This window comes from Micromonospora halotolerans (genome assembly GCF_032108445.1).
Lineage (GTDB): Bacteria > Actinomycetota > Actinomycetes > Mycobacteriales > Micromonosporaceae > Micromonospora > Micromonospora halotolerans.
Window position 1 is genome coordinate 1,693,375 of sequence record NZ_CP134876.1, and the last position, 16,520, is coordinate 1,709,894.

The 16,520-nt window shown below is 71.6% G+C and carries 14 protein-coding genes; 4 read left to right on the forward strand and 10 right to left on the reverse strand.

Annotated features, from left to right (window positions below; all coding sequences use genetic code 11):
- Positions 1-2 precede the first annotated feature (2 nt).
- From RMN56_RS07780 to RMN56_RS07800, 5 genes are all read right to left on the reverse strand, one after another.
- Complete coding sequence (locus RMN56_RS07780) at positions 3-1,361, reverse strand: ABC transporter permease (RefSeq protein ID WP_313723144.1); 1,359 nt, start codon at positions 1,359-1,361, stop codon at positions 3-5.
- Positions 1,358-2,911 (reverse strand): ABC transporter ATP-binding protein, encoded by a 1,554-nt coding sequence (locus tag RMN56_RS07785; protein WP_313724673.1) that lies wholly within the window; start codon positions 2,909-2,911, stop codon positions 1,358-1,360. The genes RMN56_RS07780 and RMN56_RS07785 overlap by 4 nt, the downstream gene beginning before the upstream one ends.
- 207 nt (positions 2,912-3,118) lie before the next feature.
- On the reverse strand, positions 3,119-4,189 hold the full coding sequence (locus RMN56_RS07790) for a BMP family lipoprotein (protein ID WP_313724674.1): 1,071 nt from the start codon (positions 4,187-4,189) through the stop codon (positions 3,119-3,121).
- Between the two features lie 277 nt (positions 4,190-4,466).
- Positions 4,467-4,808 carry a hypothetical protein gene (locus RMN56_RS07795; protein ID WP_151463159.1) on the reverse strand — a complete coding sequence of 114 codons (342 nt, stop codon included), beginning with the start codon at positions 4,806-4,808 and terminating at the stop codon, positions 4,467-4,469.
- A gap of 57 nt (positions 4,809-4,865) precedes the next feature.
- Positions 4,866-5,873, reverse strand: coding sequence for a hypothetical protein (locus RMN56_RS07800; RefSeq protein ID WP_313723145.1), 1,008 nt, complete (start codon positions 5,871-5,873; stop codon positions 4,866-4,868).
- A gap of 98 nt (positions 5,874-5,971) precedes the next feature.
- On the opposite strand from RMN56_RS07800, the gene RMN56_RS07805 reads away from it, so the two are divergent.
- A complete protein-coding gene (locus RMN56_RS07805) occupies positions 5,972-6,595 on the forward strand; it encodes a TetR/AcrR family transcriptional regulator (protein WP_313723146.1) in 624 nt (207 codons plus the stop codon).
- Between the two features lie 82 nt (positions 6,596-6,677).
- Here the strand turns inward: RMN56_RS07805 and RMN56_RS07810 are convergent, their stop codons facing one another.
- The 4 genes from RMN56_RS07810 to RMN56_RS07825 form a co-directional block, all read right to left on the reverse strand.
- Positions 6,678-8,489, reverse strand: a complete 1,812-nt coding sequence (locus tag RMN56_RS07810; RefSeq protein WP_313723147.1) for a glycoside hydrolase family 13 protein — start codon at positions 8,487-8,489, stop codon at positions 6,678-6,680.
- Between the two features lie 190 nt (positions 8,490-8,679).
- The gene (locus RMN56_RS07815) at positions 8,680-9,573 is read right to left on the reverse strand and encodes a sugar ABC transporter permease (RefSeq protein ID WP_313724675.1); all 894 of its coding nucleotides are present in this window, start codon (positions 9,571-9,573) and stop codon (positions 8,680-8,682) included.
- A gap of 5 nt (positions 9,574-9,578) precedes the next feature.
- Positions 9,579-11,219, reverse strand: a complete 1,641-nt coding sequence (locus RMN56_RS07820; RefSeq protein WP_313723148.1) for an ABC transporter permease subunit — start codon at positions 11,217-11,219, stop codon at positions 9,579-9,581.
- Entirely contained in the window at positions 11,219-12,469 is a 1,251-nt protein-coding gene (locus RMN56_RS07825) for a sugar ABC transporter substrate-binding protein (RefSeq protein ID WP_313723149.1), read from the reverse strand. The genes RMN56_RS07820 and RMN56_RS07825 overlap by 1 nt, the downstream gene beginning before the upstream one ends.
- 198 nt (positions 12,470-12,667) lie before the next feature.
- On the opposite strand from RMN56_RS07825, the gene RMN56_RS07830 reads away from it, so the two are divergent.
- From RMN56_RS07830 to RMN56_RS07840, 3 genes are all read left to right on the forward strand, one after another.
- Complete coding sequence (locus RMN56_RS07830) at positions 12,668-13,744, forward strand: LacI family DNA-binding transcriptional regulator (protein WP_313723150.1); 1,077 nt, start codon at positions 12,668-12,670, stop codon at positions 13,742-13,744.
- A gap of 109 nt (positions 13,745-13,853) precedes the next feature.
- Entirely contained in the window at positions 13,854-15,488 is a 1,635-nt protein-coding gene (locus tag RMN56_RS07835) for a glycoside hydrolase family 13 protein (protein ID WP_313723151.1), read from the forward strand.
- A gap of 162 nt (positions 15,489-15,650) precedes the next feature.
- Positions 15,651-16,013 carry a VOC family protein gene (locus tag RMN56_RS07840; protein ID WP_313723152.1) on the forward strand — a complete coding sequence of 121 codons (363 nt, stop codon included), beginning with the start codon at positions 15,651-15,653 and terminating at the stop codon, positions 16,011-16,013.
- Positions 16,014-16,017: 4 nt separating this feature from the next.
- On the opposite strand, the gene RMN56_RS07845 is transcribed toward RMN56_RS07840, so the two are convergent.
- Entirely contained in the window at positions 16,018-16,455 is a 438-nt protein-coding gene (locus tag RMN56_RS07845; RefSeq protein WP_313723153.1) for a hypothetical protein, read from the reverse strand.
- Positions 16,456-16,520: the final 65 nt, after the last annotated feature.

The following is a 16,520-nucleotide window of genomic DNA, read 5'->3' on the forward strand; positions in this document are numbered from 1 at the left end:
CCTTACCAGCCCTTCGCCAGGCTCGTCTGCAAGCGGGCCGCGCGAGCGGCCCGCAGCTGGAAGATCGCCTTTACCAGGGCCGGCGCGGCGACGAAGATGACGATCAGCGCCTGAAGCACGGTGACCAGCTCCAGCGAGATCCCGGAGTACGACTGCATCCGGTTGCCGCCGGCCTGGAGCGCGCCGAAGAGCAGCGCGGCGAGCAGCACCCCCCAGGGCTTCAGGCGCCCGAGCAGCGCGACCAGGATGCCGTCGAAACCGATCTGCGCGATCACCAGCGGGGTGAGCGCGTTCGCGGTCGAGCCGAGCACCATGTTCGACCCGCCGAGGCCGGCCAGCAGACCCGCGATCGCCATGACCAGCACGTAGGTCTTGGTGACGCTGATGCCGGCGGTCCGGGCGGCGTCCGGGTTCTCGCCGACCGCGCGCAGCTCGAAGCCGAGCGTCGAGCGGTTCAGCAGCCAGGCGATGAACCAGGTGATCAACACCGCGAGCAGGATGCCGGCGTGCACCCGCAGGTTGTCGCCGAGCAGCCGGGGCAGCTGGGCGGAGGACTCGACCGGCTTGCTGATCGCGTCCGACCGGTTCGGGTTCTGCACCCCGCTCTGGACGATGATCCAGGACAGGAAGTAGACCGCCACGTAGTTGAGCATGATCGTGGTGATCACCTCGTGGGCGCCGGTGCGCGCCTTGAGGATGCCCGGGATGAAGCCCCAGAGCGCGCCGCCGAGCGCGCCGGCGATCAGCGCGATGAGCAGGTGCACCCCGGGCGGCAGCGGCAGCGCGAAGCCGGTGACGGCGGCCAGGACGACGCCGATGGTGGCCTGCCCCTGTGCGCCGATGTTGAACAGGCCGCCCCGGAAGGCGAGCGCCACCGACAGGCCGGTGAAGACCAGCGGCGCGGTGTAGGTGAGCGTCTCCGAGATCGGACCCATCGCGGCGCTGAAGCCGACCGCGTCCGGGTCGAAGATGGCGCCCTTGAACAGGTTCGCGTACGCCTCGCTCACCACGGTCCAGCTGGCGTTGAGCGCGTCCGCCGGTCGGGCCGTGATGTAGCCGTAGGTGGCCAGCACCTCCGGGTCGGAGACGATGATCAGCACCGCGCCGACCAGCATGGCCAGCAGCACCGCGAGCACGGTCACGGTGACCGTGTTGGCCGCCCAGAGGTTGTCCAGGAAGAGCCGGCCCAGCGTGGGGCGGGGCTCCCCGGCCGGGGGCTGCTTCGTCGCGGTGGCGGGCACCGCCCGCTCGGTGTCGCCGGCGGGCGCGGTCGGTGTCGCGCGGGCCTCGCTCCGCGCCTCCTGCCCCTCGGTCGCCGGCTCCTTGTCGGGGGAGCCCGACACCGGGTCTGGGTTGGTCATGCCTCGTCCTCGTTGCCAGGGCGGTCAGCGGTCGTGGTGGCGGTGTCCGGCGTGATGCCGGCCATCAGCAGGCCGATCTCCTCGCGGGGGGTGTCCGGGCCGACGATGCCGATGATCCGGCCGCGGTACATGACCGCGATCCGGTCGGCCAGGCCGATCACCTCGTCCAGTTCGCTGGAGACCACCATGACGGCGGTGCCGATGTCCCGTTCGCGGATGACCCGGCTGTGGATGAACTCGATCGAGCCGACGTCCACGCCCCGGGTGGGCTGGGCGGCGATGAAGAGCTTCAGCGGCCGGGACAGCTCCCGGGCCACGATCACCTTCTGCTGGTTGCCGCCGGACAGGGTGCCGACCGCCGCGTCGGCCGAGGAGGTGCGGACGTCGAACTGCTCGATCCGCTCCTTCGCCGACTTCGCGATGGCGTCCGGCTTGAGCGAGAGGCCCTTGCCGAACGGCGGCCGGTCGTAGATGTCCAGCACCAGGTTCTCCGCGACGGAGAACTCCTTGACCAGGCCGTCGACGCTGCGGTCCTCCGGGACGTACCCGACGCCGGCGCGGAGCACCTTCTTGGTGGTCCAGCCGTGCACGGCCTGGCCGTCCAGGGTGATCGAGCCGGCGAGCACCGGGCGCAGGCCCATGATCGCCTCGATCAGCTCGGTCTGCCCGTTGCCCTGCACGCCCGCGATGCCGAGCACCTCACCGGCGCGCACGGTCAGGTCGACGCCGTCGACCGCGCGCACCTGCCGGTCGTCGTCGACGACCAGGCCGGCGATCTCGAGGATCGGCTTGCCCGGCTGGGCCGGCTTCTTGTCCACGGTCAGCCGGACGTTGCGGCCCACCATGAGCGCGGCCAGCTCGTCGCGGCTGGCGCTCGGCTCGGCGGTGCCGACCGTCTTCCCGCGCCGGATCACCGTGATCCGGTCGGCGACCGCCTTGACCTCGCCCAGCTTGTGGGTGATGAACACGATCGACTTGCCGGCCTCCTTGAGCGACCGCATGACCGCGAGCAGTTCCTCGGTCTCCTGCGGGGTCAGCACGGCGGTCGGCTCGTCGAGGATGAGCAGGTCGACGTCGCGGGTGAGCGCCTTGACGATCTCCACCCGCTGCTGGATGCCGACCGGCAGGTCCTCGATCACCGCGTCCGGGTCGACCCGGAGGTTGTACCGCTCGGAGACCTCGGCGACCTCGCGCCGGGCCCGCCGCCGGTCGAGGAAGCCGGTGAAGCTCCCCCTGGTCTGTTCCGCGCCGAGCATCACGTTCTCGGCCACGGTGAAGACCGGCACCAGCATGAAGTGCTGGTGCACCATGCCGATCCCGGCGGCGATCGCGTCGGACGGGCCCTTCAGCTTCAGCGGCTTGCCGTCGACCAGGATCTCGCCCTCGTCGGGCTGGTACAGCCCGTAGAGCACGTTCATCAGGGTCGACTTGCCGGCGCCGTTCTCGCCGAGCAGGGCGTGGATCTCTCCAGGCTCCACCGTAAGGTCGATGTGGTCGTTGGCGACCAGATCACCGAACCGCTTGGTGATGCCGCGCAGTTCGAGTCTCAGCGCAACCTCCTGGAGTGCGAGCGATGGTGCAGCGTAGCGGCTGCCGCGCCGCCACCGCGCCGGGTGGGGGTCAGTGGGGGATCAAGGTGATCGGCCGCCCCGACGTCGCGCGGGGTTTCCCGCGTACGCCGAGGCGGCCGGATCGTCAAACCTGGTGCCCGCCGCCCCCCGCTGCCGATGATCTCACCGCGGGGGTCGGCGGAGCGGTCACTTGGTCGGCTGGGCCCTCGAGGTGACCGTGATGGTGCCGGCGGCGATGTCCGCCTTGATCTTGTCGACCTCGGCCTTCAGGTCCGCCGGGACCTTGCTGTCGAAGTCGTGGTACGGGGCGATCGAGACACCGTTGTTGGCCAGGGTGCCGACGAAGCCCGGCTTGGCCTGGAGCTTCTCGCCGTTGGCGGCCTTCAGCACGGCGTCCTTGACGGCGTCCGGGATGTTCTTGACGACCGTGGTGACGAGCGCCGGGCAGTTCGGGGTGCTCTCGCAGCCGTCGACATCCACCCAGACGACCGAGTACTTGCCGTTGGAGGCCTGCGCCGCGGCGGTGGTGCCGAGGCCGGCGCCGCCGGCGACCGGCATGATGATGTCCGCGCCCTGGGCGACCAGCGCGTCGGAGACCTTCTTGCCCTCGTCCTGCTTGACGAAGTCGTTGGTGAAGGAGCCCTTCTGGGTGGCCTTGTCCCAACCGATGACCTGAACGTTCTTGTTCTTGGCCTTGTTGTAGTACGCCACGCCGTCGGCGAAGCCGTCCATGAAGATGGTGACCGGCGGGATCGGCAGACCACCGTAGGTGCCGACCTTGCCCGACTTGCTCAGCCCGGCGGCCAGGTAACCGGCCTGGAAGGCGGCCTGCGCGGTGTCGAACTGCATCGGGTAGACGTTGTCCACGCCCGGGTTCGCGTCCACGATGCCGAACTGCTGGTTCGGGTTCGCCGCCGCGGCCTTCTTGGTGGCGTCCTGCATCAGGCCACCGACGGCCAGGATGAAGTCGCACTTCTGGTTGACGAACCCGGTCAGGTTGACCTCGTAGTCCGCCTCGGCCTTCGACTGGACGTTCTTGATGTCGATGTTGTCGTTCTCCTTCTTCGCCTCCTGAAGGCCCTTCCAGGCCGAGGTGTTGAAGGACTTGTCATCGATGCCGCCGACGTCCGTCACCATGCAGGCGCTGAACTTCTTGCCGCCGTTGCCCCCGGCGTTGTTGTCGTCCTTGGGAGCCTCACCACAAGCGGCGGCGCCCAGCACGAGGCCACCCGCCACGATGGCGGAGGCGATCCGCATCCCACGCACAGCGCGCAAGACGTCTCCTTCCCATTGCACACCGCGTCGTGCGCGGTGGCAGCCCTTGCGCCGGCCTGCGGTGTGCCGCCGGCGTCCCACGTTACGGACGGGAGCGTACGCCCGCGCCCACCCACCGGCCGACAATCGTGCACGACTGTTGAACGGTCGTTACCCCTACGTAACCCGCGCGTGGGGCACATCACCTTTCGTGCCGGCGGCCCTCCGGAGAGGTGTCGCGAACGTCCGTTTCCCGAGGTCTTCCCGCTGTGCCGCCGGGCTAACGCCAGAAGACCGCCACCGCCGCGTTGACCAGCGTCAACCCGATGATCGCCAGGAAGTGCCCGCGGTTCACGGACTCTCGCTTACGGGAGAAGAAGACCATGACAAAGATCAGCAGCGCGAGCACCAGCTTGGTGACAAGCTTCGCCGGTGCCGGCTCGTCGCCGTCCCGCAGCGGGGCGGACAGACCGATTCCGGTCAGCAGCCCGATCACCGAGCCCCAGAGCATGGCCGCGTTGATCCGGAGCCGGCCGTTGACGTACTGGGCGATGGCGCCGCCGAGCAGCATCGCGAACCCGATCAGATGGACGTAGAGAAGGATCAGTCGAAGAGCTTCCACGCCGGCCATCCTCCCCCATCAACGACGCCTTGTAGTAGCCGGCCCGCCGAGGTGCTGTCATACCGTGACCTCCTCCGGCCGTCCGGCCGGCTCCGGGCTGCCCGCGCCCACGCGGACGGACCGGCGGCCGACGAGGACCAGGGCCAGGCCGACGAGCGCGTACCCGGCCAGCACGGCCACCGGCCGGCCGGCGCCCGCCCCGTCGAAGAAGGCCGCCGAGCGCAGCAGCGTGCCGCCCGCACCGACCGGCAGGAACTGCCCCACCGTCCCCCAGGGTTGCGGCAGCAGCTCGGGCGCGGCGCCCACCGCGGAGAGCGGGTTGCCGACCAGGAAGACGAGCAGCGCGCCGAGCCCGATCCCGGGAGCGCCGAGGAGCGCGCCGAGGCCCGCCACGGTGCCCGCCGCGGCCAGCGCGAACAGCCCGATGGCGCCCGTCTCGCGCCACAGGTCGCCGTCGAGCACACCGAGCCAGCCGTGCAGCACCGCGGTCCCCACGAGGCCGGCCAGGACGGCATAGCCGATCAGGCCGGCCAGCCGCGCCGCGCGCCGGGCGACCAGCACGGTGAGCAGCGCCCCGGCCAGCATGCCGGCCAGCGCCAGCGGCAGGAACCCGGCGGCGAAGCCGGCCCCCCGCGGATCGTCCGCGTCGGCCGGTACGACCTGCACCACCGGCACCGGACGGCCGGCGGAGAGCTGCGTGGCGGCCTCGGTGAGCAGCGCCGCGACGGTCGGGCTCGCGGCCGGGGCGGTGTGCAGGGCGACGCCGTCCGGGCCGACCACGAAGGCGGCGTACGCCTCCCGCTCGCGCAGCGCCCGGTCGGCGGCCGCCGCGTCGGGCAGCGTGGTGACGGTGAAGCCGCCGGGGCGGGCCGCCGTGAGCCGGGCGGCCAGCTCGGTGGCCGCGGGCGCGGGCCCGGCGACGGCGATCGGAAGGTCGCGCGGCGCCAGGTGGGCGGCCGGCGCCGCGAAGAGGGGTACGAGCAGCGCCTGCACCACCACCGCGAGGCTGGCGAGCAGGGCGGCGAGCAGCCACGGCGAGCGGGTCCGGTACGGGTGAGCGGGCATCGCCGCCTCCTTAAAACGAACGTTCGTTCTCTTGGACTGAGAGTGCGCCGTCGCACGGTTCACCGTCAAGAACGAACGTTCGCTTTATACTGTGGGTCGTGCCACGCGTATCGGACGAACACCTCGCGGCCCGCCGCCAGCAGATCCTCGACGCGGCCCGGCGCTGCTTCCGGCGCGACGGCTTCCACAACACCTCCATGCAGGACGTGATCAGGGAGGCCCGGCTCTCGGTCGGCGCGGTCTACCGCTACTTCCCGAGCAAGAACGACCTGATCACCGCGATCGCCCAGTCGGTGATCGGCGGCGCCGACGGACTCTTCACCGAACTGGCCGCGGCCGATCCGCCGCTGCCGCTGGTCGACGCGCTGGACCGGGCCCTCACCTACGTCGACGCGCAGACCGGCCCGGACGGCGTGCTGCCGCTGGCCATCCAGGTGTGGGGCGAGGCGCAGCGGGACCCGGTGCTGGCCGAGTTCGTCGGCCGCACGTACGCCGGTTTCCGCACCCACTTCGCCACCCTGGCCCGGCGTGCCCGCGCGGCCGGCGAGCTGCCCGCCGACGCGGACCCGGAGGCGGTCGGCGCGGCCCTGTTCGCCCTGATCCCCGGATATCTCCTGCAGCGGATCCTGACCGGCTCCCCGGACCGGCACACCTACCTGACCGGCGTCCGCGCCCTCCTCGCCGCCACGGCGGTTAGCCCTCCTCGCCGCCACGGCGGTTAGCCCTCCTCGCCCTCCACGCCTGCGGTGGAGGAGAGGCCCCCTCCTCCACCGCAGGCGTGGAGAGGGGGCCCTTCCTCCGGCTTCAGGCGAGGCGCCACACCTGGAAGGTGGGGCCGTCCGCCGGGAGGGTGACGGCGCCGTCCGCGCCGGGGCGCAGCGCCGGGGCGCCGCCGTACACGTTCTCGCCGGCCGGCAGGCCGGTCAGCCGGACCGGGGTGCCGGCCGCGCGGCGGGCCAGCACCAGCACCGCGCCGGCCGACGCCTCGCGGAGGAAGACCAGCGTGTCCGCGTCGGCGTGCACCCAGCGCAGGCCGCCGTGCCGCAGCGCCGGCTCGCCGCGGCGCAGCGCCAGCAGCGACCGGTACGCGTCGAAGGTGCGCCCGTCCCAGCTCTCCGGCCGGTGCCACGGCATCGGGGTACGCGAGCCCTCCCCGTTGGCGCCGGTCAGGCCCAGCTCGTCGCCCGCGAAGACCACCGGCGTGCCGGGCATGGTGGCGAGCAGGCCGGCGGCGACCTCCTGCCGGGCCGCGTCGCCGACCACGGTCCGGATCCGGGCCGAGTCGTGCGAGCCGAGCAGCTGCCACGAGTGCGCGTACGACCGCCACGAGATCAGCGACCGGTAGGTGTTCATGGTGGCCAGCACCGCGCCCCCGTCCCGCCGCCGCACCCCGCCCGGGGTGCCGAGGAAGTTCGGCAGCGTGCCGTCGCCCCGGCGCAGCCAGGACCACACCGGGTCGGTGAAGCCGACATAGTTCATGGTGCCGTGCCAGCCGTCGCGGTCCAGGTCACCGGTGTGGTCGTGGCCGTGCTCCGCGAGCAGCAGCGCGTCGGCCCGGGTGTCGGCGACCACCTCCCGCAGCAGCCGCGCCACCTCGTGCGTGTACGCGTCCGCGCCCCGCCGGCCGGTCATGTTCGCCACGTCCACCCGCCAGCCGTCCAGCGCGTACGGCGGGCGCAGCCAGCGGCGCAGCAGGGAGTCCTCGGCGGTCGCGAAGCGGCCGCGCAGCTCGGCGCTGCCCCAGTTGAGCTTCGGCAGCGACTTGACCCCGTTCCAGGACTCGTAATCCCCGGTCACCTCGTCGAAGTAGTACAGCTCCCGCTCGGGCGCGTGCACGTCGGAGACGGCGGTCGTGAACCAGTGGTGGGCGTCGCCGGTGTGGTTGCTCGTGATGTCGCCGAGCAGCCGCCAGCCTCGGCCGTGCACGGCGTCGGCCAGGCGGGCCAGGGCGGCGTCCCCGCCAAGCAGCGGGTCGACGGTGTCGAAGCTGGCCGCGTCGTAGCGGTGGTTGGAGCGGGCCGGGAAGATCGGCGTGAGGTAGACGGTGTTCACGCCGAGCCGGTCCAGGTGGTCCAGCCGCTCGGTGATCCCGTCGAGGTCGCCGCCGTAGAACTGGCGGGGCGTCTCCGGGCCGCGCCCGATCACCGGCGTGTCCCAGTCGCACGGGATCGCCCAGTCCGGCGCCGAGCGGCCCGCCGCGGCGGCCGAGCGGGCGAACCGGTCCGGGAAGATCTGGTAGATCACCGCGTCCCGGGCCCAGGCCGGCGGCGGCGCGTAGCTGACCAGCTTGAAGTCGGCGTTGTCCGGCACGTCGTGGCCGACGAGGCCGGCCGCGTTCAGCCAGCGGGCGCCCGCCGCGCCGTCGAGCAGGAAGCGGTAGTTGCTGACCGGGTTGCGGACCTCGACGTCGGCCCGCCACCACACGTCACCGCCCTCGGTGCGGTCGACCACCGCCTCGGCGAAGCGCGGCTCGCCGTCACCGGTGGTCCGCACGTGCACCTGGCGGACGTCGGCGCCGGCCGGCACCCGGACGAAGACGGGGACGGTCTGCCCGAGGGCGGGCTCCTGCTCGGGGACGTAGGTGGCGGATCCGTCGTGGTGCGGCTGGAGGGACATGGGCGTGCCTTTCGCGTCGTCGAGGACAGGGAGTGGGGCGGGCACCCGCCGCGGCCGGTCACCCGACCGCGGCGGTCCGCCCGGAAACCGCTCCGGTGTACGTCCCAGACGCCCTTGCCGCAGCGTGCGTAATGAGTACGGAGTGGCACCGCTCGCCTCGCCCACGACGGCGAGCGACGACCCCTCCGGCTTATCCTTTGACGGCTCCGGCGGTGAGGCCGGAGACGATGTAGCGCTGGAGCAGTTGGAACACCAGCACCGTCGGGATGGCGGTGAGCAGGGTGCCCGCCGCGAACATCCCGAAGTTGTTGTTGCGCTCGCCCGCCACCATGCCGAACATCCCGACCGCGAGGGTCTTCGAGTTCGGCTCGGTGAGGAACACGTTGGCGATGATGAACTCGTTGATCGAGCCGATGAAGGCGAGCAGCCCGGTCACCGCCAGGATCGGCGCCACCAGCGGCAGCATGATCCGGAAGAAGACCTGGGCGTGCGAGGCGCCGTCCATGGTCGCCGACTCGTCCAGCTCCTTCGGCAGGGTGTCGAAGAAGCCCTTCATGAGCCAGGTGTTCGCGCCGAGCGCGGTGCCCATGTAGAGCAGGAACAGCCCCCACGGGGTGTTGAAGCCGATCACCGGCCACAGGTCGGTGACCGTCGTGAAGATCAGGAAGATCGCCACGATGGCCAGGAACTGCGGGAACATCTGGATCAGCAGCAGCGCGAGCAGCCCGACCCGGCGACCGGCGAACCGCATCCGGGAGAACGCGTACGCCGCCAGCGCGGACAGGAAGATCGACGCGAAGCTGGCCACGCCGGCGAGCAGCAGCGAGTTGAGGAACCAGTGGGCGAACGGCGTCTTCTGGAACAGGTTGGTGAAGTTCTCCAGGGACGCCCCGGTCGGCAGCAGCTCCGTCGACGAGAGCGTGCCGAGCGGGTTGAGCGCCGCGGAGATCACGAACAGGATCGGGAAGAGGCTGAACGCCACGGCCAGCACCCCGACCACGTGCCGCCAGCCCACCTGGGCGAACCAGCGGCCCTTCGACCGTCCCGTCCTGGCCCGGTTGGCGACGGCAGCAGCGTCGGACAAGGTGGTCACGAGTAGACCTCCTCCTGCTTGCGGGTCCGCGAGAAGCTGATCGCCGCCACGATCGCCACGATCGCGAAGATGAAGATCGAGACCGTGGTGGCCAGTCCGTACTCGGCGCCCTGCGCGCCGAAGGCCAGCCGGTAGGTGTAGGTGATGAGCAGGTCGGTGGCGCCGTTGGTCGGGTTGTCCGGCGCGAACGGTCCGCCCTCGGTGGTGAACAGGATCGCGTTGACGTTGTTGAAGTTGTAGGCGAACGACGCGATCAGCAGCGGCGAGAGCGCGACCAGCAGCAGCGGCAGGGTGACGGCCCGGAAGGACTGCCACGGGCTGGCGCCGTCGACCGAGGTGGCCTCGGTCAGCTCGCGCGGGATCGCCTGGAGCGCGCCGGTGGCCACCAGGAACATGTACGGGTAGCCCAGCCAGAGTTGCACGAGCAGCACCGCGATCCGAGCCGACCACGTGCCGCCGAACCAGTCGATGTCCAGCCCGAACAGGTCGTTGACCAGGCCGAAGTCGGTGTTGAACATGTCCCGCCAGACCAGCAGCATGGCGAACGACGGCATGGCGTACGGGAGGATCAGCAGCACCCGGTAGAGGTTGGTGCCCCGCATCCGGGGTGAGTGCAGCGCGAGCGCGATGGCCATGCCGAGCAGGAACGTGAAGCCGGTCGAGCCGATCGCGAAGGCGAAGTTCCACAGCAGGGTGCCGAAGAACGGGCCAGAGATGTCCGGGTCGGTGAGCACGCGGGTGAAGTTCTTCAGCCCGACGTTGACCTTCCAGCCCTGGGCGAGCCGCTCGCCGTCGGCGGCGACGAAGGAGCCGTTCGCCGGGTCGGCGGTCCAGGTCTTGCCCGTCTCGCTGTCCTTGACGCAGTCGCAGCCCGCGTCGTACGCCCGCACGGCCTTGCCCTCGTAGGCGCGGGACAGGCCGTTGGAGCGGACCGCGCCACCGGCGGTCGGCACCACCAGGTCGGTGATGTCCTTGCTGCGGCCGCTGGCCTGACCGAAGTTGAGCACGGTGTAGCCGGCGGCGTCGGTGATCTTGCCGGTCGGGCTGACGGTGACGTCCCCGGCGTCGAGCTTGCGCAGCCCGCCCGCGTCACCGGCGAAGACCTCCCTGGTCTTCGGGTCGCTGAGCAGGAACACCAGCGCGCCGGTGGCCGGGTCGCCCTTCGTGGCGATGGAGAGGGAGTACTCGGTGGAGCCGGGGACCTGCTGCACCGAGGAGGTCTGGATGGCGACGATCGCGTCGTCCTTGCTGCCGCGGTGGCCGTCGCCGAAGTTCGTGAACGCGGTGCTCGCCGTGTAGAGCACCGGGAAGACCTGGAAGGCGATCAGGAAGATCGTGCCGGGGACCAGGTACTTGGCCGGGATGTGCCGCCGGCTCAGGTAGAGGTAGAACAGGCCCGCCGTGGTGGCGGCGAGGATCGCCAGTCCGACCCAGTGCTCGGCCTCGACGAGCGGGAACGCCGCCCAGATCGCGATCCCGGCCACCAGGCCGAGCAGGACCACCTTGACGACGAGGCCGGTCGCGGTGATCGGCGCGTGGTTCCGCGCGGTACGGGGCGTGCGCGGGAGCCCGCGGCGAACGGGCTTTCGGCCCGGGGCCTCCTCAGCAGACCCCGGGCCGGACAGCGACGTGCTCATTACTTGATCTGACCCGCGATGGTCTTGCCCGCGGCGGTGATCGTCCTGGCCGGGTCGGCGCCGCCGATGATGGCGGCCTCCGCCTTGCCGAACGGGTCCCAGATCGCGGCCATGGCCGGGATCGCCGGGAGCACCTGGCCGTTCTTGCCGGCCTCGGAGAACTTGGCCAGGTCCGCGTCCTCGCCCTTGACCTGGTCGAAGGCGGCGGTCAGCGCCGGCGGGCGCGGCTCGGCCTTGTACAGCGCGACGGCCAGCTCGGGCTTGGTCACGTAGTTGGTGACGAACTCCTGCGCCAGGGCCTTGTTCTTGCCCTTGGCGGCCACGTAGAACGCCTGGACGCCCACGAACGGCTGAGCCTCCTTGCCACCGGCGAAGCCCGGGACCGGGGAGATGTCGTAGGAGATGTTGGCCTTCTTCGCGTCCGCGATGGCCCACGGTCCGGAGACCAGGAAGGCGCACTTCTTGCCGGTGAAGGTGGCGATGGAGTTCTCGCCGGTGATGGAGCGCTTCAGCGCGCCGTCGCCCTTCTCACCCAGCTTCGCGATCTTCTGGAAGGCCGCGATCGACTCCGGCTTGCCCACGCCCAGGTCCTTCGGGTCGTAGTCGCCGTTGGCCGTGGTGCCGAACAGGTAACCGCCGCCCGAGGTGTACAGCGGGTAGATGTGGTAGGCGTCGCCGTTCTGGCCGGACTGGAGGCAGAGGATCTCGCTGGCCTTCTTCTCGGCCTTGAGCTTCTTGCCGGCGGCGACCAGGTCCTCGATCGTCTTCGGCGCCTCGGGGGCCAGCTCGGTGTTGCGGATCAGCGCGATGTTCTCCGTGGCGTAGGGGACGCCGTAGAGCTGGCCGTTGAAGGTGACCGCCTTGATCGCGGTCTCGTTGAACGCGCTCTTCTGCTCGGCGCCGAGCTGCACCGGGTCGATGGCGCCGTTCTGGACCATGTTGCCGATCCAGTCGTGCGCGCCGACCACGACGTCCGGGCCGCTGCCCTGCTGCGAGGCGGTGACGAAGTTGGTCTGCAGGTCCTTGGAGACGGCCTGGACCTCGACGGTCACGCCGTTCTCCTTGCCGAACTCCTCGGCGAACGGCTTCAGGGCCGCGGTCCGCTTGTCGTCGGCCCAGATGACCAGCTTGCCGCCGGTGGCCTTGGCGGACTCCTTGGCGGCCGGCTTGTCGCTGTCACTGCCGCCGCACCCGGACGCGGCGAGCGCCAGGCCGAGGACAGCGACCACACCCGCGGTACGGATGCGCATCGGTACTCCTGTCGTCATGGCGGACCGCCGGGGGAAGGGCGGCTCGCCAGTGGAAACCTCGGAAAGTTCTTGCTGACCGGCGCGGGGATGCTGCGCCGCTGCTCTCGCATGTTGCGGGGACGTTAGCAAGAGGTTGCAGAGAATGGAAGGGCTTGCAGGAGCGTACGCAAGAACTTGCTCGTGAGCTAAAGTGCCGCCATGCGCGCTCGACTGTCCGACATCGCCCAACAGGCCGAAGTCAGCGAGGCCACGGTGTCGCGGGTGCTCAACGACCGCCCCGGAGTGGCCCCGGAGACCCGGCAGGCCGTCCTCACCGCCCTCGACGTGCTCGGCTACGAGCGCCCCGCCCGGCTGCGCAAGCGCAGCGCCGGGCTGGTCGGCCTCGTCGTACCCGAGCTGGACAACCCGATCTTCCCGGCCTTCGCCCAGGTCATCGAGTCGACGCTGGCCCAGAGCGGCTTCACCCCGGTGCTCTGCACGCAGACCCCCGGCGGAGTCACCGAGGACGAGTACGTCGAGATGCTGCTCGACCGGCAGGTCTCCGGGATCGTCTTCGTGTCCGGCCTGCACGCCGACACCGCCGCCAACCACGACCGGTACCGCGCGCTGATCGCCCGTCCGCTGCCGATCGTCATGATCAACGGGTACGCGCCGGGCATCTCGGCGCCCTTCGTCTCGTGCGACGACGGCGAGGCCACCGAGCTGGCCGTCGCGCACCTGGTGGCGCTCGGCCACCGGCGGATCGGCCTGATCACCGGCCCGGACCGCTTCGTGCCGGTGCAGCGCCGGGTGGCCGGCTTCCGCGCCGCGATGACCCGGCTCGTCGGCACGACCGAGGCGGAGGTCGGCGAGCTGGCCGAGCTCTCCCTGTTCGGTGTCGAGGGCGGCGAGGCCGCCGCGGGCCGGCTCATCGAGCGGGGCGTCACCGGCCTGGTCTGCGGCTCGGACCTGATGGCGCTGGGCGCGATCCGGGCCGCCCGGCAGCGCGGCCTCGGCGTCCCCGACGACGTCTCGGTGGTCGGCTACGACGACTCACCGCTGATGGCCTTCACCGACCCGCCGCTGACCACCATGCGGCAGCCGGTCGCGGCCATGGCGGTGGCCGCCGTCCGCGCCCTGGTCGACGAGATCAACGGGCACGCCGCCCCGAACTCCGAGTACCTGTTCCGCCCCGAGCTGGTGGTGCGCGGCTCGACCGCGGTGGCCCGCCCGGCCGGTGGACCGAAGCGCCGGCGCCCCTCCTCCGTCGACCCCACCCTGGCGATCCCCGCTTGACCCCTTGCCGTCAGTTCTTGCGCAAGGAATGCTTGACTCTTGCAGCGACTGAGCGGCATTCTGCTCAGACGCCCTGCCGTCCCGCGCCAGAGAACGGGGATCCACACCGATGACCTCCGCCCCCCACCCCACGCCGCTGACCGCCGACGACGACTGGTGGCGGTCCGCGGTCGTCTACCAGGTGTACGTCCGCAGCTTCGCGGACGCGAACGGGGACGGCGTCGGGGATCTCCAGGGCATCCGGCAGCGCCTGCCGTACCTGCGCGAACTCGGGGTGGACGCGCTCTGGCTGACCCCCTTCTACACCTCGCCCCAGGTCGACGCCGGCTACGACGTGTCCGACTACCGGGACGTGGACCCGCTCTTCGGCAACCTGACCGACTTCGACGCGATGATCACCGACGCGCACACCCTGGGCCTGCGGATCATCGTGGACCTGGTCCCCAACCACACCTCCAGCGCGCACCCCTGGTTCACCGCGGCCCTCGCCGCCGACCCCGGTTCCCCCGAGCGCGAGCGCTACCTCTTCGCCGAGGGCCGGGGCGAGCGGGGCGAGCTGCCGCCGAACGACTGGGAGAGCATCTTCGGCGGTCCCGCCTGGACCCGGGTGGCCGACGGCCAGTGGTACCTGCACCTGTTCGACCCGGCCCAGCCCGACCTCAACTGGCGCCACCCCGAGGTGCGCGCCGAGTTCGAGGACATCCTGCGGTTCTGGCTCGACCGGGGCGTGGACGGCTTCCGGATCGACGTGGCGCACGGGATGATCAAGGCCGAGGGGCTGCCGGACGTCGGCTTCAACTCGATGACCACCGGCCAGCGCCAGTCCGAACTGCTGGGCAAGGGCCGGCTGCCCTACTTCGACCAGGACGAGGTGCACGACATCTACCGCGCCTGGCGGCCGATCCTGGACAGCTACCCGGGCGGCCGGATGGCGGTGGCCGAGGCGTGGGCGGAGACCCCGCAGCGGCTGGCCCGCTACATCGGCCCGGACGAGCTGCACCAGGCGTTCAGCTTCGACTTCCTCGACGCCACCTGGTCGGCCGACTCGTTCCGCAAGGTGATCGACACGGCGCTCGCCGAGTCGACCATCGTGGGCGCCCCGACCACCTGGGTGCTCTCCAACCACGACCGGCAGCGGCACGTCACCCGCTACGGCGACGGCGAGGTCGGCCTGCGCCGCGCCCGGGCCGCCGCCCTGCTGATGTTCTCCCTGCCCGGCTGCGCCTACGTCTACCAGGGCGAGGAGCTGGGCCTGCCCGAGGTGCTGGACCTCCCCGACGAGCTGCGGCAGGACCCCGCGTTCCTGCGCACCGGGGAGAGCCGGGACGGCTGCCGGGTGCCGATCCCGTGGAGCGGCGAGCTGGCCCCGTACGGCTTCGGCCCGGCGGGCAGCGAGCTGAGCTGGCTGCCGGCACCGGCGACCTGGCGGGCCCTCTCGGTGGCCGCCCAGGCCGGGGTGACCGGCTCGACGCTGGAGCTCTACCGGGCCGCGCTGCGGATCCGGCACGAGCACCCGGCCCTGGCCGGCACCGGCGGCATCACCTGGCTGGAGACCGAGCCCGGGGTGCTCGCGTTCCGCCGCTCCGCCGGGAACGCCGAGCTGACCTGCCTGGTCAACCTCAGCGGCGCGGAGGTGACGGTCGCCGGTCACGGCCGGCCGGTCGTCGCCAGCGCCGATCTCACCGAGCGGGGCGACGGCCACGTTCTGCCGGTGGACGCGGCTGCGTGGTTCGAACGGCGCTGAGCCGGGTAACCCGCCATTGACCTGGTCGTCCGTTGTGCCCCGCGCCGACGGGCGGCTGGGCTACCGACCCCTTGTGGTGGGGGGTGAGGTGGCGCCGGCCCCTCGGGGACTCGTTCCCGGGGGGCCGGTGTCCATCTGGGACCGTCGGGGTACCACGGGGCGATGACCGCACACGTGGCGCAGTACACCCTCGACATCGGCGACCTCGACCGGATGGTCGACTTCTGGTCGGCCGCCCTCGGCTACACCGTCCGCCGGGGCGACGACGGCAACGCGAAGCTCTATCCGCCGCCCGGCCGGCCCGGCCCGACCGTCTGGATGCAGGGCAGCGGCACCCCGAAGCACGGCAAGAACCGGCTGCATCTGGACCTCGTCTCCGACGGGGACGCGGCGGCCGAGGTCGACCGGCTGATCGGGCTCGGCGCCCGGCGCGTCGACGTCGGGCAGACCGGCACGGAGGGCTTCGTGGTGCTCGCCGACCCGGAGGACAACGAGTTCTGCGTGCTCGACGGGCCGCCGAGCTGAGCCCTCAGGCTCCCCGGCTGGTCAGCAGCTCGGCGATCCGGGCGAGCCCGGCCCGGACCTCGTCCCGGCTGGGCGGGGCCGTCGGCTCCGGCTCCCGCTCGGCGGCCAGCTCCAGCTCCTCGTCGATCACGTCCTCGAAGTCGCCGTAGAGGTCGGCCTGGTCCACCTGGGCCGCCTCGTCCTCGGCGGCGATCTGCGCCGCGGCGATCTCGCTGCGGATCTCCTCGGGCGTGAGCGCCGGCAGCAGCGGCTCCACCACCGCCACGAGCTGCTCCTCGGCCACCACCGCCTCGGCCAGGGCGAGCGCGTGCGGCCGCTCGTACGGGCCGCAGACCACCGGCTCCCACTCGTCGTCGTCGCCGAGCGGGCCGAAGGTGATGATCCACGGCAGGCCCAGCATCGGCGAGTCGTCCGGCAGGTCCAGTGTCACGAGTGCGCCCACCGGCCCATCATGGTCGGTGGCGGCGCGGACGTGCGCCTCATTCACCCCAACTCCCCCCTCTCCGG